This window comes from Gracilimonas qinghaiensis (genome assembly GCF_046602855.1).
Classification (GTDB): domain Bacteria; phylum Bacteroidota; class Rhodothermia; order Balneolales; family Balneolaceae; genus Gracilimonas.
Map to the genome: position 1 here is coordinate 459,250 of NZ_JBKINJ010000002.1, position 16,244 is coordinate 475,493.

The window sequence follows — 16,244 nt, forward strand, 5'->3', positions numbered from 1 at the left end:
TCTGGCATTCAATAGTTTTAAACGAAACTCTTGCCTTTTTTTGTTTAGGCTACAAGAATGAATTCATAATCTATTTTTTATGCCTATACACAATAGTGACATTTCCGACATTCTTCGCAAAACAGCTGATCTTCTGGAAATAGAAGGAGCCGATGAATTCCGTGTTCGTTCGTATCGGCAAGCTGCCCGTTCTATTGATAACCTCACGATAAAACTGACTGAAAAGGTAGAAGAGGGGAAGGATCTAACCAGCTTCTCAGACATCGGTGAAAGTATTGCTGAAAAGATCGAAGAAATTGTAAAAACGGGTTCGTTGCAACAATTGGAAGAAATAAAAAAGCGTGTCCCTGAAGAATTAAGCGAGCTGTTGAATCTGGAAGGTATCGGCCCCGAACGTGCTAAAGAATTATATGAGGAACTAGACATCGATACAGTGGATGACCTCAAAGAGGCTGTTAAAAACGAAAAACTGCGCGAACTGGAAGGATTTGGAAAAAAATTGGAAGAAAAAACCCGAAAAAGTCTAGAGCGGCAGAGGGACCAGGAATCTCGATCCCTGCTAGCCCGAGCTGAAGAATATGCCGAGCCATTACTTGACTACCTACGAAAGTGTGAGGAGGCAGATGAAATAAAAATAGCCGGAAGCTACAGGCGCCATAAGGAAACTGTTGGAGATATTGACATTTTGGCCACCGGATCTGATGAAGATGCAATATCAAATCACTTTACAAATTTTGAGGATGTAAAAGATGTCATTAAAAAAGGAGAAAAGCGCACTTCAGTTCATCTGAATTCAGGCTTGCAAGTGGATCTAGCCGTCTTATCAAAGAAATCTTACGGAGCTGCCCTGCTCTATTTTACCGGATCTAAATCACACGGTATTCAACTCCGTGAACGGGCCCTGGATCAAGATCTCAAAGTAAACGAATATGGAGTCTTTAAGCAGAGTAGTGATAAGCCAATTGCCAGCAAAACTGAAAAAGAGGTGTACGAAGCTCTCGATCTGGAATGGATACCACCCGAATTGAGAGAAAACCGTGGAGAAATTGAAGCCGCGGAAAACGGATCGCTACCTGATCTAATAACGCTGGACGATGTGAAAGGAGATCTTCATATGCATACTAACTATACAGATGGTAATGCTTCTATTAAAGAAATGGCTGAAGCCGCCCATGAGTTAGGCCATCAATATATTGCCATCACCGATCACTCAGAGCGGGTAAATGTTGCCGGCGGTCTGAATGCGGATGAGTTAAAAAAACAGCTGGATGAAATTGAAAAAACAGACCAAGAAGTTGAGGGCATCAGGATTTTAAAAGGAGCCGAGGTGGACATTTTAGAAGATGGTTCCTTGGATCTTCACGATGATATATTAGAACAGCTGGACCTATGCATATGCTCGGTTCATTATCATTTAAATATGAAGAGTGAAAAGCAGACTGAGCGAATCTTGAAAGCCATGGATAATCCCTATTTCGATATTCTGGGCCACCCAACCGGTCGCCTGTTACAGGAACGCGAGGGAATGGAATTTGATATGGATGCTATCATGAATAAAGCACTTGATAAGGATATCATTTTTGAAATCAATGCAAGTCCCGAACGGCTTGACCTTGATGACCGTAATTGCAAAGCGGCTAAAGAGAGAGGCCTGAAAATGGCTATATCCACTGACTCACATAGCATTGGGGAGTTACATCATATCAAATACGGGGTTTACCAAGCAAGGCGAGGTTGGCTTGAAGCTGAAAATGTTATAAACACCCTTGATGCTGATGAATTACTGAATCATTTAGGCAAAGGTTAAAAATTAATCTTAATCAGATTATAAATCTCCGATTTTCCTATGAACGATACAAATAAAGATATTGAGCGAAAGCCGGATATTGATCCGGGTGAAATCTCTTCTGAAGATGAAGCGCGAAAAACCATTAACAGCCTGCGTAAAGCTATACGTTATCATGACTACCGTTATTATGTAAAGGACGACCCTATTATTTCAGATGCGGAGTATGATCAGCTAATGCAAACTCTCGAAAAGCTGGAGGAAGAATATCCCGGCTTGAGAACCGAGGACTCACCGACACAGAAGGTTGGAGGTGAACCAAATGAAGAATTAGGCCTGGTCGACCATCCGGAACCTATGCTAAGTCTGAAGTCAGTTTCTTTAGAACAAGATGTCAGGAACTTTGATGAGACCTGCCGCAAAGAACTTGATACCGATGATCCTGTTTACATTTGTGAACCAAAGTACGACGGACTTGCAGTAGAAATTATTTATGAAAATGGCAGACTGACTCAGGCAAGTACGCGTGGCGATGGCCAAACAGGAGAAGACATTACAGACAATATTAAAACTATTGGAGAGCTTCCGCTACACCTACTGAAAGAATCTGAAAAAGATGTTCCTGAAACCTTGGTTATTCGCGGAGAAGTATTTATTCCTAAGAATGAATTCGAGGAAATGAATAAGCAAAGAGCCGAAGAGGATAAAAAAACCTTTGCCAATCCTCGCAATGCTGCCTCAGGGTCACTTCGGCAGCTTGACCCAAAAGTTACGGCTGAACGACCGCTCCATATTTACATATTTCAGATGCTGTCTCCACAAGATCATGGTTTTAAATCGCATTGGAAGGTACTTCAATCATTGCCAAAGTGGGGATTGAAAGTCAATGAAGAACTGAACAAAAAATGCTCAAATATTGATGAAGTAATAGAAGCTTATAAGGAATTCTCCGAAGCACGCGAAGACCTTCCTTATGAAATTGATGGAATGGTATGCAAGATAAATAAATTTGAGCATCAACAGGCCTTAGGAGTACGCAGTAACAACCCGCGCTGGGCACTGGCCTGGAAATTTCCGCCCAAGCGTGAAACTTCGAAGATAAATAAAATTAAAATTCAGGTCGGGCGAACCGGTAAACTCACACCTGTTGCACAGCTTGAACCTGTAAACATTGCAGGAGTAACGATGACCCGCGCATCTCTTCACAACCAACATGAAATTGATGAGAAGGACATCCGAGTGGGCGACACAGTACTAGTGGAGCGCGCCGGCGATGTGATTCCACAAGTTGTTAAACCAATCAAAGACGAGAGGGATGGTTCAGAAGAAAAATTCAGTATGCCGGAAGAATGCCCTGTCTGTGGGGCTGAAGTGGTAATGAGCGATGATAAAAAACAAACCCATTGCCCCAATATAAACTGTGAAGCTCAGGTCCTTGAGCGTTTAAAACACTTTGTATCAAAAGATGCAATGGACATTGAGGGCCTCGGTGAAAAGCGAATAAAAAAACTACTTGATCATGATTTGATATCACAGCCTCAAGATCTATATAGTATCACCGAAGATGAGCTGAAGAAGCTGGATGATATAGCAGAAAAGACTGCCCAAAATTTATTAAAGGAAATTGAAAATAGTAAAAATAAGCCATTCGATCGTTTTCTTTACGCCCTCGGCATTCCACACGTTGGCAATCATATGTCACGAGTACTGGCAAGGAATTTCACTACGATAAACGATTTGGAAAAAGCTGATAAAGGTAAGCTAACCGATATTGACGAGATCGGGCCTGAAGTTGCTTCAGCCATCACTGTTTTTTTCGCGGAAGAGAATAACTTGAAAGTTATCGAAAACTTAATGGAATCCGGTTTAACACTGGAGAACCCATATTCAGAACAAAAAGAGCAGCCGCTCGCAGGTCTCAAATTTGTTTTCACTGGTAATCTCGAAGAGTGGACTCGCGACGAAGTGAAAGAGTTGGTAGAGCAACTAGGCGGACGAGCCACATCCAGCGTTAGCAATGAAACAGATTATGTTGTAGCAGGCCCGGGTGCCGGCACCAAAAGAGATGATGCCAAGGAAATGGGCGTCCAAATTATCGATGAAGAAGAATTCAAAAAACTAATTGACTAAAAAGGTCAATTTGGTCTGTTGAGGCATTTCTAACAGTTTAAGTTCATATTAAACTCCTAGCCGCCCTTTAAATAATATCATTCAATAAAAAAGACCTCAGGTAAAACCCGAAGCCTTAAAATAATGCTCATAATTCCCTGGATGATTCTTCTATATATCCAATGTAGAGTGATCACCTATATCCATAGTTCCTTTAACGTTTTTTAGTGTTGTGTGGGCACCGATAGTTGATCCTGATGTCTCCACACCTTCAAGGAAAGCGTGATCGCGAATGATCGTATTTTTCAGTTTGGAATTTTTGATAACTGTATCACTCTCAATACTCACTTTTGGGCCAACGGTACTGTTCTCGATCTTTACGCCCTCCCCAATATAAACCGGAGGAATAATGGTTGTACCGGGATATTTATTCTCATCTACACCGTCAAATTCTTTTTCGGTAATGATACCGGTCGTTTCCAGCCATGCAGGCAAGGTTCCGCAATCAAGCCATTCATCAACCGTAGCAGTCTTAAAAATCTTCCCATCTTTGATCATCTTATCCAGAGCTGCAGTAAGGAAATATTCACCACCAGGGCCTTTCATATCATTATCCAACACCCATTCGATCTGCTTCTTGAAATAATTACCATCTTTAAAATAATACACACCAATGATAGCGAGATCTGAAATAAACTCTTTAGGCTTTTCCACGAACCCTGTGATCTTGTCTCCCTCATGCACAGCCACGCCAAATCGTGAAGGATCTTCTACTTTCTTCAACCAGATAACACTGTCGGCATCTCCAAGATCAAACTTTTCTTTGCTGTCAAAAATGGTATCAGCGAAAGCAATAATAACCTCTCCATCTAGATGCTCTTTGGCCATAGCGACAGCATGAGCAGTTCCCAATGCTTCAGCCTGAACTTCAAAAAGAGCTTTTGCATTATGCCGCTTGCTCATTTCTCGTAAAGGCTGTTTGATATCTTCACCAAAATCGGGGCCTAATATATACACGATCTCGGTAATGTTGCGGTCGAGTGTCCGGTTAAAAGTTTCGACAATGCGCTCCACGATCATGGTACCGGCAACCGGTAACAATGGCTTGGGAACCGTGTGAGAATGAGGTCGGACTCTGGTACCCCGACCGGCCATTGGGATAATTAATTTCATATATTTCTCTTTCTTTTATTGAAACATTTACATTTAGTGCGCGGTGAATATACCAAGCTTATAAACCGATTTCGAATATTGGTTTATTTCATAACTTAGTATCATCATAAAAGGCTATTAATCACTTAAACAAACCCTCATAATTTGAATTGGTACTACACGACTCTTAATGTCGGCGCCATCCTTATTAGTGCGATCTTTTTGCGTTATATCATTTACAGAATGCGTTTCTTCTTGCACGCCTATCAGCAGGTGGGTTATAAGAATAATGAGTTCTGGCAGTGGTTAAAAGACCATTGGGAGGAAAAAGTTGTACCTCCCTCCCTTTCTATGCTCATGATACTGATCTTCATTTTGGTCTTGGGCGGTAGCTGGCTGTTAGAATATCTGACATACACATCATTAACACTGATCGTTTTTATTTTAGCGTTATTTTGGTTTGGTTCAGTCAAGAACTACAGATCTGAAAAAGTTAAAAAACCACTTGTTTTTACCCCGCGGCTATATAGATTAATAGTACCTTTTGTACTTTTGACCTCCTTGTTTCCTCTTTACTTTTCGTATATGGCATTCACGGGGTTTATGCCTTTTACACAACAAGCAATCCCGTCTTATTTTGCCGGTGTCTTAAATTTTGACCTGACGATTCTAATAGCCGGATGGGGTTTTGGGGCCATTTTGGTTCCCTTTTTTATACTCCTGTCCGGTTTGTTTACTCGACCCGTTGAAACTTACATCCAAAATGGATTTAAAAAACAGGCTCGAAAAAAGCTAGCTTCCATGCCTGACCTTGACGTAATTGCTATCACAGGCAGCTATGGTAAAACAAGTACCAAATTTATGATCAGGGACTTACTTAAGGAGCGGTTCAACGTATGTTCAACCCCAGGCAGCTATAACACCCCCATGGGAATTTGTAAAGTCATAAATAATGATCTACAGGCCAACCACCAAGTCCTTATCCTTGAAATGGGCGCACGATATCAGGGCAATATTCAGGAACTCTGCGACATCGCCAAACCAGATATCTCAGTTATAACCAATGTTGGTGTGGCTCATCTGGAAACCTTTGGTTCGCAAGATGTAATTGCAAAAGAAAAAGGTACTTTGGTCGATAACCTGGAATCAGGGGATGTTGCCATTCTTAATGCCGATGACCCACGGGTCTCTGAAATGGGCAGTGACAGACAAGACATCAACCGGGTCCTCGTGGGTTTAAACAATGGTGAGATTCAGGCTTCTGGTATCAGCTATAACACCTCAGGCATGTCATTTAATGTTACCTTGGGAGATGAAACTGAGTCATTTCAGACGAAACTACTTGGTGCACATAATGCCCAAAATCTTCTGCTGGCTATAGGGGTCGGCCATCACTTTGGACTGCGATTAAAGACCATGGCCATAGCAGCCCAAAAGATAGAACCTGTCGAACATCGCCTTGAATTAAAACAAAATGGAGATCTATTTATTATTGATGATGCTTTTAACTCCAACCCTGTTGGAGCAAAAAATGCCGTTGAAATCTTAAGTCAGTTCGACACAGGCAAACGTATTATCATAACACCTGGAATGATAGAGCTTGGGGATATCGAAAAGGAAGAAAACTATAAATTTGGTCAGACTATAGGCAAAGCCAACTTGGATCTTGTGGTTTTGGTGGGTAAAGATAGAGCCAAACCTATTCAGGAAGGTATCCGATCAGAGGATTCTGCATCCTTGAACGTCAGAGTTGTTAATAGTCTCTACGAAGCCAATGAGCTCATCCAAAAAGTAGCACAACCGGGTGATGTGATCCTTTATGAAAACGACCTGCCAGACGTATATAATGAGTAAATTGTTAAGCTATATATATTTTCATCACTCGAAGCGGACGGCATCTGCCGGTTGAATCTGGGCGGCACGATGAGCCGGATACCAGCTTGCCAACACACTTAACAATAAGCTGACCACAAGAATTAGTACTATATCCAATGGGTTGATCTGTACCGGATAAGCATCAATTATAAAAGCCGATGATAACTTCACCAATCCAAATTTCATCTGAAGCCAGGTGATCAGTAAACCAAGTGACCCTCCAATTCCGCAACCGATCAACCCGATGTACAGACCCTGTTTTCTGAATATAGACTTAATACCCGCTTTACTGAATCCCATCGACATTAAGATTCCAATATCTCTTTGTTTTTGGATCACGATCATCGTTAACGACCCAATAATATTTAACACAGCTACTATCACAATGAGGATCAACACCACGAAGGAACCCCATTTTTCCAGGTACATGACATCGTAAAGAGGCTTCTGCAGGTCATACCAGGTTGAGATCTTGTAGTCAGGCCCTAATAATTCAGTTAACCTCGATTTTACTGCTTCTGCCTTTTCATTATCAGTAAGTTTAATATCCAGCCCGGAGATCTCATTTCTTACCTTGAACAGCCTTTTTGCCGCTTCAATATCCACAAATACTTTTGGCCCGCCTGCTATCTGTTGCAAATAATAGGCTCCACGAAGATCAAATCTATATGTTTGAGGAACCGTGATCTGCGTAAGCGCATTTTTCATACCTGCTGCACTTAGCAAAGCCAAATCATCGCCTAAGTTAATGCGAAGCCTGTTTTTTAATTCCTCATGCAAGATTATACCCGGAGTTCGTTCACGCACACTTACATCAAAAACGCCGGTAGTTACGCTGTTTTCGATATCAACAAGCTGAAAAAAAACATCTCGCTCTACTCCTTTAACATCTACGACTTCATTTTGAACACCTTCCATGGCAAGTAATGCTTTGCCCTCAACATAAGGTGATATGATACGCACTTCAGGAAGTGACCGGATCTGTTCCATCATTTTCTCATTTTGTGCGAAGGTAGAGGCCCCCGAAGCTTCGATCCTGACATCCGGATCATATGAAAGCAGAAAATTTTTAATGACATCAAAGAACCCATTGAAAACTGATAGAACCACTATCAGCAATGCTGTACCAATGGTAATACCGGTGATGCTAATAAAAGTAAGGGTAGAGATCAGCGATATGTGTTTACGTGAAAACAGATAACGCCGCGCTATAAATCCGGATTTATTCATGACAACAAAATATAGAAACAAGCAATTGAAAGCACTTTAAATGACCTCATACATTTGATAAACTTTTAGTATCTTTTATGCCCTTTCGAATCCAATAACGGTGATGAGTTCAACACTTACAAAAGAAATTATTTCTTCCATATCAGACGGCTCTCATGGAGATCCGTTCTCAGTTTTAGGGTTACATGAAATTAAAATTAACGGTAAGACTAAACTCGTGCTTCGAGCATTCAGGCCGGAAGCAAAAACCGTAACCGCTCTCATTGACAAAAAGTCTTATGAACTGGATCAGATCTCTGATGAAGGTCTTTTTGAACGGGTCTTCACCCGACGGAAGAATCGGTTCAGCTATGAACTTGAGATCAATCCCCACGATGGTAACACCTTTATTATCACGGATGCGTATGAATTCGAATCTTTGATAAGCGATTTCGATCTTCAGCTTTGGGGTGAAGGAAATCACAATCAGGCTTATGAATTTATGGGTGCGCACCCTCGAACCATTGATGGGGTAAAGGGAACTCATTTTGTGGTTACAGCGCCGAGTGCTACCCGTGTAAGCGTGATCGGGGAATTCAATAGCTGGGATGGTCGAGTTCACCGTATGAGAAAATTTCACGACCAGGGTATCTGGGAGATATTTATCCCTCATGTTCAATCCGGTGATTACTACAAGTATGAAATAACAAGCCCCGTTCAGGATCCGCCGCTTAAAAAATCCGATCCTTTTGCTTTTTATTCTGAATTACGTCCGGGTACCGCTTCCATTGTTACAGAAATTGACGACTACGAATGGGATGATGAAGAGTGGTTAGAGTCAAGGGCAGACCGACAAGCCCTTGATCAACCCATTTCAATTTACGAAATGCACCTTGGTTCCTGGAAACGCAAAGTTGGAGAAGACCCCGGTTTTCTAGGTTATCGTGAAACAGCCGACCAATTAGTGCCTTATCTCAAAGAATTAGGCTACACCCATGTAGAGCTCATGCCGGTAGCAGAGCATCCTTACGATCCTTCATGGGGATATCAGATCACAGGATATTATGCTCCAACCAGTCGCTTTGGCGCCCCTGAAGATTTTATGTATTTCGTTGACAAATGCCATCAGGAGGGAATAGGAGTACTCGTTGACTGGGTTCCGGCTCACTTCGCAAAAGATGATCATGGACTTCGCCGATTCGACGGCACCGGTTTATTTGAGCATGATGACCCACGCAAAGGAGAGCACAAAGACTGGGGCACCTGCATTTTCAATTATGGCAGGACTGAGGTTCAGAACTTTTTAGTTTCTAATGCCGTCTATTGGTGTGATAAGTTTCACATAGATGGCCTCCGTGTTGATGCAGTAGCTTCCATGCTCTATCTTGATTATTCAAAAGATGAAGGTGAATGGGTTCCCAATAAATATGGTGGCAGAGAAAATATAGAAGCTATCGATTTCTTGAGAAAATTTAACGATATCGTACATCATCATTTTCCCGGAGTGATCACTTTTGCTGAAGAATCAACATCTTGGGGGGGTGTTTCCCGCCCAACTGAGACGGGGGGCCTTGGTTTTGATTTCAAGTGGAACATGGGTTGGATGAATGATACCCTTACCTATATTGAAAAGGACCCTATCTTCAGAAAATATCATCAGGATCAGTTGACCTTCTCTCTCATCTATGCATTTTCAGAGCACTTTACCTTGCCTTTTTCGCATGATGAAGTTGTTCATATGAAACAATCCATGATATCGAAGATGCCTGGTGATGACTGGCAAAAATTCGCCAACCTCAGATTGCTCTACACTTATATGTACGCACACCCGGGTAAAAATCTTTTATTTATGGGATGCGAATTCGGACAATGGTCCGAATGGAACGAATCAAATTCCCTTGACTGGCATTTATTGGAATGGGAGAAGCATAAGGGATTACAACTGTTAGTTAAAGACCTTAACAAGATAAATAAAGCTGAAAAACCCCTTCACCAACTCGACTTTGACTGGCGTGGATTTGAATGGATAGATGCCAGTGACGCTGATAACAGCATTATTTCTTTCATTCGTCGTGCTGAAGATCCGGATGATTTTTTGATTATCTTATTAAATTTTACTCCAACTGTACATTATGGCTACAAAGTTGGTGTGCCCCATGCCGGAGAATATGAAGTGCTTATAAACAGCGACTCAGAATATTATGGTGGCAGCAATGCCGGAGATAATAAGATTCATGGCGAGTGGGGTGAATGGCATGGCCAAAAAGCAAATATATCAATTACAATACCGCCTCTTGCAGGTGTAATTTTAAAACCAAAGAGTTAGATATTTCATGAGGTTTCCACGCTCTTGCGGTACACTGGTACATCCAACATCTTTTCCCGGTAAGTATGGAATGGGTGATTTTGGATATGAAGCCCGCAATTTCATCGACTTTTTAGAACGAACCGATCAAACCATATGGCAGGTACTGCCATTAACCCCCACAGGATATGGAAACTCACCATATGCCAGTTATTCTGCTTTTGCAGGAAATGTATACCTGATAAGTCCGGATCTTCTCCACAAAAAGGGCCTGCTTACACAGAAAGAAATTGAAGGCATTGAATTGCCTTCTAAGACTGAAGCAGACTACGACACTTCCTTTGAGAATAAAGACAAAGTTTACAAACTAGCCTCTGACCGGTTCTATGAAAAGATGACCAAAGAGGAAGAGAAAACCTTTGATGCCTTTAAAAGCCAGAATAAACACTGGCTTGATGACTACGTACTTTTTATGGCATGCTCACTGCATTACAATAAACAACCATGGAATACCTGGGACGAAGATATTGCACAAAGAAAACCGAAGGCATTAAAAGCCTACCGTAAAAAATTCAAAGATCAGATCGACTTTCAGTATTGGTTACAATTTGAATTTTATAATCAGTGGATCGCCCTAAAAGAATATGCTAATAACCGCAACATCAGAGTTGTTGGGGATATACCGATTTTTGTTGACCACAATAGTGCCGATGTTTGGGCTAACCCGCAATATTTCGAGGTTGATAAAAAAGGGAATCGTCAGCTTGTTGCCGGTGTACCTCCTGATTATTTCAGTAAAACCGGACAACTTTGGGGCAACCCTCTTTATAAATGGGATGAACTTGAGAAGGATGGGTTTTCATGGTGGGTCGATCGGTTCAAACACATGTTTGAAGCCTGTGATGCCATACGTGTAGATCACTTCCGTGGTTTTGATGCCTATTGGGAAGTAAAAGCAACTGAAAAAACGGCTGAAAAGGGAGAGTGGGTGGAAGGCCCGGGTGAAAAGCTCTTTGACACGATCTTAGAAAAATGTGGAGAGCTGCCGATAATTGCCGAAGATCTTGGATTTGTAACTGAAGGTGTTGAAAAACTTCGTGACAAATATAATTTCCCGGGAATGAAGATCATACAGTTCGCTTTCGATTCAGACTCAACAAACAGTTTTTTACCACACAATTACTCGCAGAACAGTGTGGCTTATTCTGGAACTCACGATAACGATACCGTAATTGGCTGGTATAATTCTGCTGATGAAGCTGAACAACACAGAGCAAGGATCTATACCCGCACTGACGGAAAAAATATCCATTGGGAATTTATTCGCTTGGGTATGTTGTCTGTTTCTGATCAAGCGATATTTCCACTTCAGGATTATATGGGTCTCGATGATGCACACCGCATGAATATTCCCGGCACATCATCTGATAACTGGCTTTGGAGATATACATCTGACATGATGGAGGCAGTTGATGAAGATCACATTCGCCACCTCATTGAGCTAAGTAACAGGAACATAAACCGAGATAAATAACTATAGTTTAGCCCGATTTCATATACAGGTAGTGTTTTTGTATATTTCAGGCTTACATATTTCAACTAATTTATGGCATTTACACTCAAAAATTTACCCTACAGAACTGAAAAACCCAGAATAAAAGGCCTAACACTAGCCTTGGACAAAGGTTACAGCGTAAGGCAAGCCGAAGACCTTGTTGAAACCAGCTCTAACTATATTGATGTAGTTAAACTTGGATGGGGAACTTCATACGTAACTCAAAACCTCGAAGAAAAGATCGCTGTTTACCAGAATGCTGATATTCCGGTTTATTTTGGCGGCACTCTTTTTGAAGCCTATCTGCTCAGAGACCAACTTGATGCTTACGTAAAGCTGATGGAAAGATATAACATATCTCATGTTGAAGTCTCTAACGGAACCATTTGGCTTTCTGATGATCGAAAACAGTCTATAATCAGCGAATTAAGTAAAGATTTTACGGTTTACTCAGAAGTTGGGAGTAAAAATCCTAACGAGATCATTCCTCCTTACAAATGGGTAAAAGTTATAAACGAAGAATTAAATGCAGGTTCTGAAAAAGTAATTTGTGAAGCTCGGGAGAGTGGAACAGTGGGTGTTTTTCGACCAAACGGGGAAGTTCGTTCAGGTTTGATCGAAGAGATCACAGATCAGATCTCTCAGGACAAACTCATTTTTGAAGCACCTCAGAAAGAGCAACAGGTTTGGTTCATCCGAAAATTTGGAAGTAACGTAAACCTTGGGAATATTGTCCCTGCTGATGTTATAGCATTGGAAACATTAAGACTCGGGCTACGAGGTGACACCCTCCTGGATTTCTATTCATTGGATGATGACGAAGACTTAAATCAAGTAATAAAAGACAATAATACAATCTCTAACAAAGAGTAATCACTGAGAGTATATATTTATGAAAATTCTATACGTTGCAGCAGAAATTTCTCCATTTGCACGCATGACCTACACAGCAGACCTACTTAGGTTTTTGCCTGCATCACTTCAAGACAAGGGATTTGAAATTCGGATCTTGCTTCCTAAATACGGTACTATCAATGATAGGAGAAACCGTCTGCATGAAGTGATCCGTCTCTCCGGTATTGAAGTTGAAGTAGGGGATAAAGTTGAAACCATGAAGATCAAGGTGGCCAGCATTCCCAATGCTAAACTTCAGGTTTATTTCCTCGATAATGACACCTATTTCAAAAGAAAAGGATTATTCAGAAAGCCTGATTCTGAAGAATTTTATGAAGATAACGACGAGCGCTTAGCCTTCTACAATAAAGGCGTGCTGGAAACAGTTATTAAGCTTGGCTGGGAGCCGGACATCATTCACTGCCATGATTGGCCTGCAGGATTGACGCCATTATTGGTTAAAACCCTGTATAAAGATGAGAAGATCTTCAAAGACACTAAGATCGTTTACAATCTCCATCACCCAATTAACGAAGGTGATTCAGATTCAGCACGGGTGCTAGAACTTCTAGGATTACCGGCCGATACCGACATTGATAACCTGACTGAAGAAGGAAAGGTTGATCTATTAAAACTTGGACTTAAATATAGCGATCACGTCGTCACCGGAAATTATCTGAAGGATGAATTCGATGACGTATTTGATGAACTTGGCATTACACCAGAAAAAATTCAGGGCTCTCCTGAAGACGTTTCTGACAAATTTGCTGAATACTATCGTACAATTTCTGACGCAGAATAACAGAAAGAGAACTTTTTAAATATTTTCTTAATGACAACACACAATAAGGGTTTTGTTTCCTTATATATTTCGCTGTTAACTTTAATATTAGTTTTTAACGGATGCGAAGACCCCGGCAGTGTAGGAAGTGGCTTTATTAATGAGCCCTCTATCGTTACTGATACCTTAACACTTGACAACACTGCTTCTGAAAATTTTATAGGCTATACCGGGAATTTTAGCCTGTTCAGTATCGGCAGTTACTCCGATCAGCTATTTGGTGATGTAAGCACAGTTGGTTTATTAAAACCGGTTAGAAGCGTTGACATCCCTGATAGCCTTGGCATCGTAGGTGATAATTTTTCCATGAAACTGGAAATTCAACTTGATAGTCTCAACACCTATGGTGATACGCTTTTCTCATCTGAGTTTTCAATTTATGAAGTCTCTGAAACCTGGAGAGGTAATGAAATAAAAACGGATTCTGAAGTGACTTATAACAGTGCTTCACCTATCGGTTCATTCACCATTGGTCAGGAAAAGAACATCATAGTTGACCTGAATGAGGCCTGGAAAGATCAATACTATACCTATTTTAGTAGCACCGAAGCAGACGCAGATTCAACCTATCGCTATGAATTCCACGGTTTGGCTATTGTTCCTCAAAATAATACCAATAAGATCTCATTCGTTAGTTCCTCAGCCAGTCAGTTTCTGATACTTAGCCCTGATGAGTCAGACACTGTTAGTGTTGGCTTAAACAACTGGGCTTATTTATTAGAGAGAAACGGTAGCACGCAAACTGCTGAAACAACCTCTCTTCATACAACGATAGAGGAAATGATGAGGATCGATCTTCCCCTTGAAACACTGAAGGCAGAATACAGCGCTAAAAATATTTTAAGCGCACGGTTGTTAGTTCAGGAAAATACTAATGACTTAACCAGCACACTTGCTGCCAACCATACCCGGCCTAATATCAATTTGTTAAACCTACATCTTGGTACTGAGTTTGACGAATCTTATGAATATCAGCTTACACAACCTGAGTTTAGTGCTCTAAGAGACACCGTTGAAACCGACACTTTCAAAAGCAACATCACTCTTCTCCTAAACAATGTGTTTTACGGTAGTGAAGTCACTGACGAAATATACGTCGGAATTGGCTCTCTGTCCGGAGTTATTCGGTCCACACAGGTTTATAACGGAAACGCACCTGAAGAATTCCGCCCCAAATTAATTATCTCATATATAGTGAATGAATAAATTGAAATTACAGACCTATTTCACTTCGTTATTTATATTACTCTTCGTTCTAAACAGCAACACTTTTGCCCAGAGCGATGAAAGCAGCATTAGTAAAAGTGGCTCCTTTTATTCTCTGTTTGGAATTGGATTTCCGGTAGAGGCCAATACCTCCCGTGAATTGAGCATGGGTATTTCCGGGATTTCTTTAGATAATACCCAATCCAATGGATTACATAACCCGGCATTATGGGGAACCAATACTTTCTCCACAGCTTCTACCGGCTTCAGTTTTTCAAAGATCCTATCAAAAGACAATACAGCTGAAAGTAAAAATACCGCACTTCAAGCCGGGTATTTACAGCTTACCTTTCCCATTTATCGAGAAAAGTTTGGGATCTCAGCTTCCATGTACCCGGTTACTCGTTCCAACTATCGATTTTTCAGCACCAGCAGTATTTTGAATGAACAGAATCAAACTATAGATTATGCCTCTGACGCTTACGGAACCGGTGGCATAAACAAACTTGAGATAGGATTTGGATGGAGTATAAATAAGAATATTTCCTTAGGCTATGCTCCATCACTCGTATTTCTATCTCAGAATAATACAAGAGAACTCTTTTTTGATGACGGTTCTTTTACGACCAATGTTATTGATTCTAAGATAACCGGCTCAGATTTTAGCCATAAATTTGGATTACTAGCCTCCATCCCAACAATATTCAATTCAGGAGACAGGTTAAGTTTTGGTGCTACTGCAATACTACCGGTAGATATTGATACCGATGAGGCCATTCTGAGTAGAAGACGTGTTAACAACCAGGTTCAGGAAGTTACTTTAGATGAAAATATTGGCGGAGGTGCAAAACTTCCATTAGAACTAAACAGCGGCTTTACGTATTACCCAAGTACACTTTTCAATGTTTCTTTAGAGGGTAAGTTTCAACAGTGGAGTGAAACAAATTCAAATTTAAATACCACTAATGACACTTTTGAGCTTTCAGACCGATACAAGTTGGGCTTAGGCACAGAATATCACGCTTACAGAACTAATTCAGACAGTTTTTTTTCCAATTTTCGGTATAATGCCGGTTTATCCTATGATTCAGGCCATCTCAAAACCGCACAAGAAAAAATCAATACACTTTGGTTTTCTGCCGGTTTAGGAATAATTTCATCGTTCTCCAATTCAACCATCGATCTAAGTGCCCGTTACGGTTTGAGAGGAACCACGGCTAATGACCTCATACAGGAAAGAATTTGGTCTTTCAATATTTCTGTGAACTTAACTGAGCTTATGTTCTTCAGACCTAAATTGAACTAATTATTC

General features: G+C 40.9%; 11 protein-coding genes. 9 read left to right on the forward strand and 2 right to left on the reverse strand.

The window, feature by feature from the left end:
• Window positions 1-79: 79 nt before the first annotated feature.
• Both polX and ligA read left to right on the forward strand, forming a co-directional pair.
• Window positions 80-1,807: a DNA polymerase/3'-5' exonuclease PolX gene (gene polX, locus ACKGJO_RS11905; RefSeq protein ID WP_411323662.1), complete on the forward strand. Its 1,728-nt coding sequence runs from the start codon at window positions 80-82 to the stop codon at window positions 1,805-1,807.
• Window positions 1,808-1,846: 39 nt separating this feature from the next.
• Window positions 1,847-3,916: an NAD-dependent DNA ligase LigA gene (ligA, locus tag ACKGJO_RS11910; protein ID WP_411323663.1), complete on the forward strand. Its 2,070-nt coding sequence runs from the start codon at window positions 1,847-1,849 to the stop codon at window positions 3,914-3,916.
• Window positions 3,917-4,066: 150 nt separating this feature from the next.
• On the opposite strand, the gene ACKGJO_RS11915 is transcribed toward ligA, so the two are convergent.
• Window positions 4,067-5,068 carry a sugar phosphate nucleotidyltransferase gene (locus ACKGJO_RS11915; protein ID WP_411323664.1) on the reverse strand — a complete coding sequence of 334 codons (1,002 nt, stop codon included), beginning with the start codon at window positions 5,066-5,068 and terminating at the stop codon, window positions 4,067-4,069.
• A 144-nt stretch (window positions 5,069-5,212) separates the two neighbouring features.
• Between ACKGJO_RS11915 and ACKGJO_RS11920 the strand changes: the two genes are divergently transcribed.
• Window positions 5,213-6,901 (forward strand): Mur ligase family protein, encoded by a 1,689-nt coding sequence (locus ACKGJO_RS11920; protein ID WP_411323665.1) that lies wholly within the window; start codon window positions 5,213-5,215, stop codon window positions 6,899-6,901.
• 24 nt (window positions 6,902-6,925) lie between these two features.
• Here ACKGJO_RS11920 and ACKGJO_RS11925 read toward each other — a convergent pair whose 3' ends face one another.
• On the reverse strand, window positions 6,926-8,152 hold the full coding sequence (locus ACKGJO_RS11925) for an FtsX-like permease family protein (RefSeq protein ID WP_411323666.1): 1,227 nt from the start codon (window positions 8,150-8,152) through the stop codon (window positions 6,926-6,928).
• A gap of 103 nt (window positions 8,153-8,255) precedes the next feature.
• On the opposite strand from ACKGJO_RS11925, the gene glgB reads away from it, so the two are divergent.
• From glgB to ACKGJO_RS11955, 6 genes are all read left to right on the forward strand, one after another.
• On the forward strand, window positions 8,256-10,457 hold the full coding sequence (gene glgB / locus ACKGJO_RS11930; RefSeq protein ID WP_411323667.1) for a 1,4-alpha-glucan branching protein GlgB: 2,202 nt from the start codon (window positions 8,256-8,258) through the stop codon (window positions 10,455-10,457).
• 7 nt (window positions 10,458-10,464) lie between these two features.
• Window positions 10,465-11,970, forward strand: a complete 1,506-nt coding sequence (gene malQ / locus ACKGJO_RS11935; protein WP_411323668.1) for a 4-alpha-glucanotransferase — start codon at window positions 10,465-10,467, stop codon at window positions 11,968-11,970.
• 72 nt (window positions 11,971-12,042) lie between these two features.
• The gene (locus ACKGJO_RS11940) at window positions 12,043-12,864 is read left to right on the forward strand and encodes a phosphosulfolactate synthase (protein ID WP_411323669.1); all 822 of its coding nucleotides are present in this window, start codon (window positions 12,043-12,045) and stop codon (window positions 12,862-12,864) included.
• Window positions 12,865-12,883: 19 nt separating this feature from the next.
• Window positions 12,884-13,687 (forward strand): glycogen/starch synthase, encoded by an 804-nt coding sequence (locus ACKGJO_RS11945; protein ID WP_411323670.1) that lies wholly within the window; start codon window positions 12,884-12,886, stop codon window positions 13,685-13,687.
• 30 nt (window positions 13,688-13,717) lie between these two features.
• On the forward strand, window positions 13,718-14,932 hold the full coding sequence (locus ACKGJO_RS11950) for a hypothetical protein (RefSeq protein WP_411323671.1): 1,215 nt from the start codon (window positions 13,718-13,720) through the stop codon (window positions 14,930-14,932).
• On the forward strand, window positions 14,925-16,238 hold the full coding sequence (locus ACKGJO_RS11955; protein ID WP_411323672.1) for a hypothetical protein: 1,314 nt from the start codon (window positions 14,925-14,927) through the stop codon (window positions 16,236-16,238). Before ACKGJO_RS11950 ends, ACKGJO_RS11955 begins: the two co-directional genes overlap by 8 nt.
• The last annotated feature ends 6 nt before the right edge of the window (window positions 16,239-16,244 follow it).

Coding starts and splice junctions, on each gene's coding strand:
- polX (WP_411323662.1), top strand. CDS start 80: ATGCCTATACACAATAGTGACATTTCCGACATTCTTCGCAAAACAGCT.
- ligA (WP_411323663.1), top strand. CDS start 1,847: ATGAACGATACAAATAAAGATATTGAGCGAAAGCCGGATATTGATCCG.
- ACKGJO_RS11915 (WP_411323664.1), bottom strand. CDS start 5,068: ATGAAATTAATTATCCCAATGGCCGGTCGGGGTACCAGAGTCCGACCT.
- ACKGJO_RS11925 (WP_411323666.1), bottom strand. CDS start 8,152: ATGAATAAATCCGGATTTATAGCGCGGCGTTATCTGTTTTCACGTAAA.
- glgB (WP_411323667.1), top strand. CDS start 8,256: ATGAGTTCAACACTTACAAAAGAAATTATTTCTTCCATATCAGACGGC.
- malQ (WP_411323668.1), top strand. CDS start 10,465: ATGAGGTTTCCACGCTCTTGCGGTACACTGGTACATCCAACATCTTTT.
- ACKGJO_RS11940 (WP_411323669.1), top strand. CDS start 12,043: ATGGCATTTACACTCAAAAATTTACCCTACAGAACTGAAAAACCCAGA.
- ACKGJO_RS11945 (WP_411323670.1), top strand. CDS start 12,884: ATGAAAATTCTATACGTTGCAGCAGAAATTTCTCCATTTGCACGCATG.
- ACKGJO_RS11950 (WP_411323671.1), top strand. CDS start 13,718: ATGACAACACACAATAAGGGTTTTGTTTCCTTATATATTTCGCTGTTA.
- ACKGJO_RS11955 (WP_411323672.1), top strand. CDS start 14,925: ATGAATAAATTGAAATTACAGACCTATTTCACTTCGTTATTTATATTA.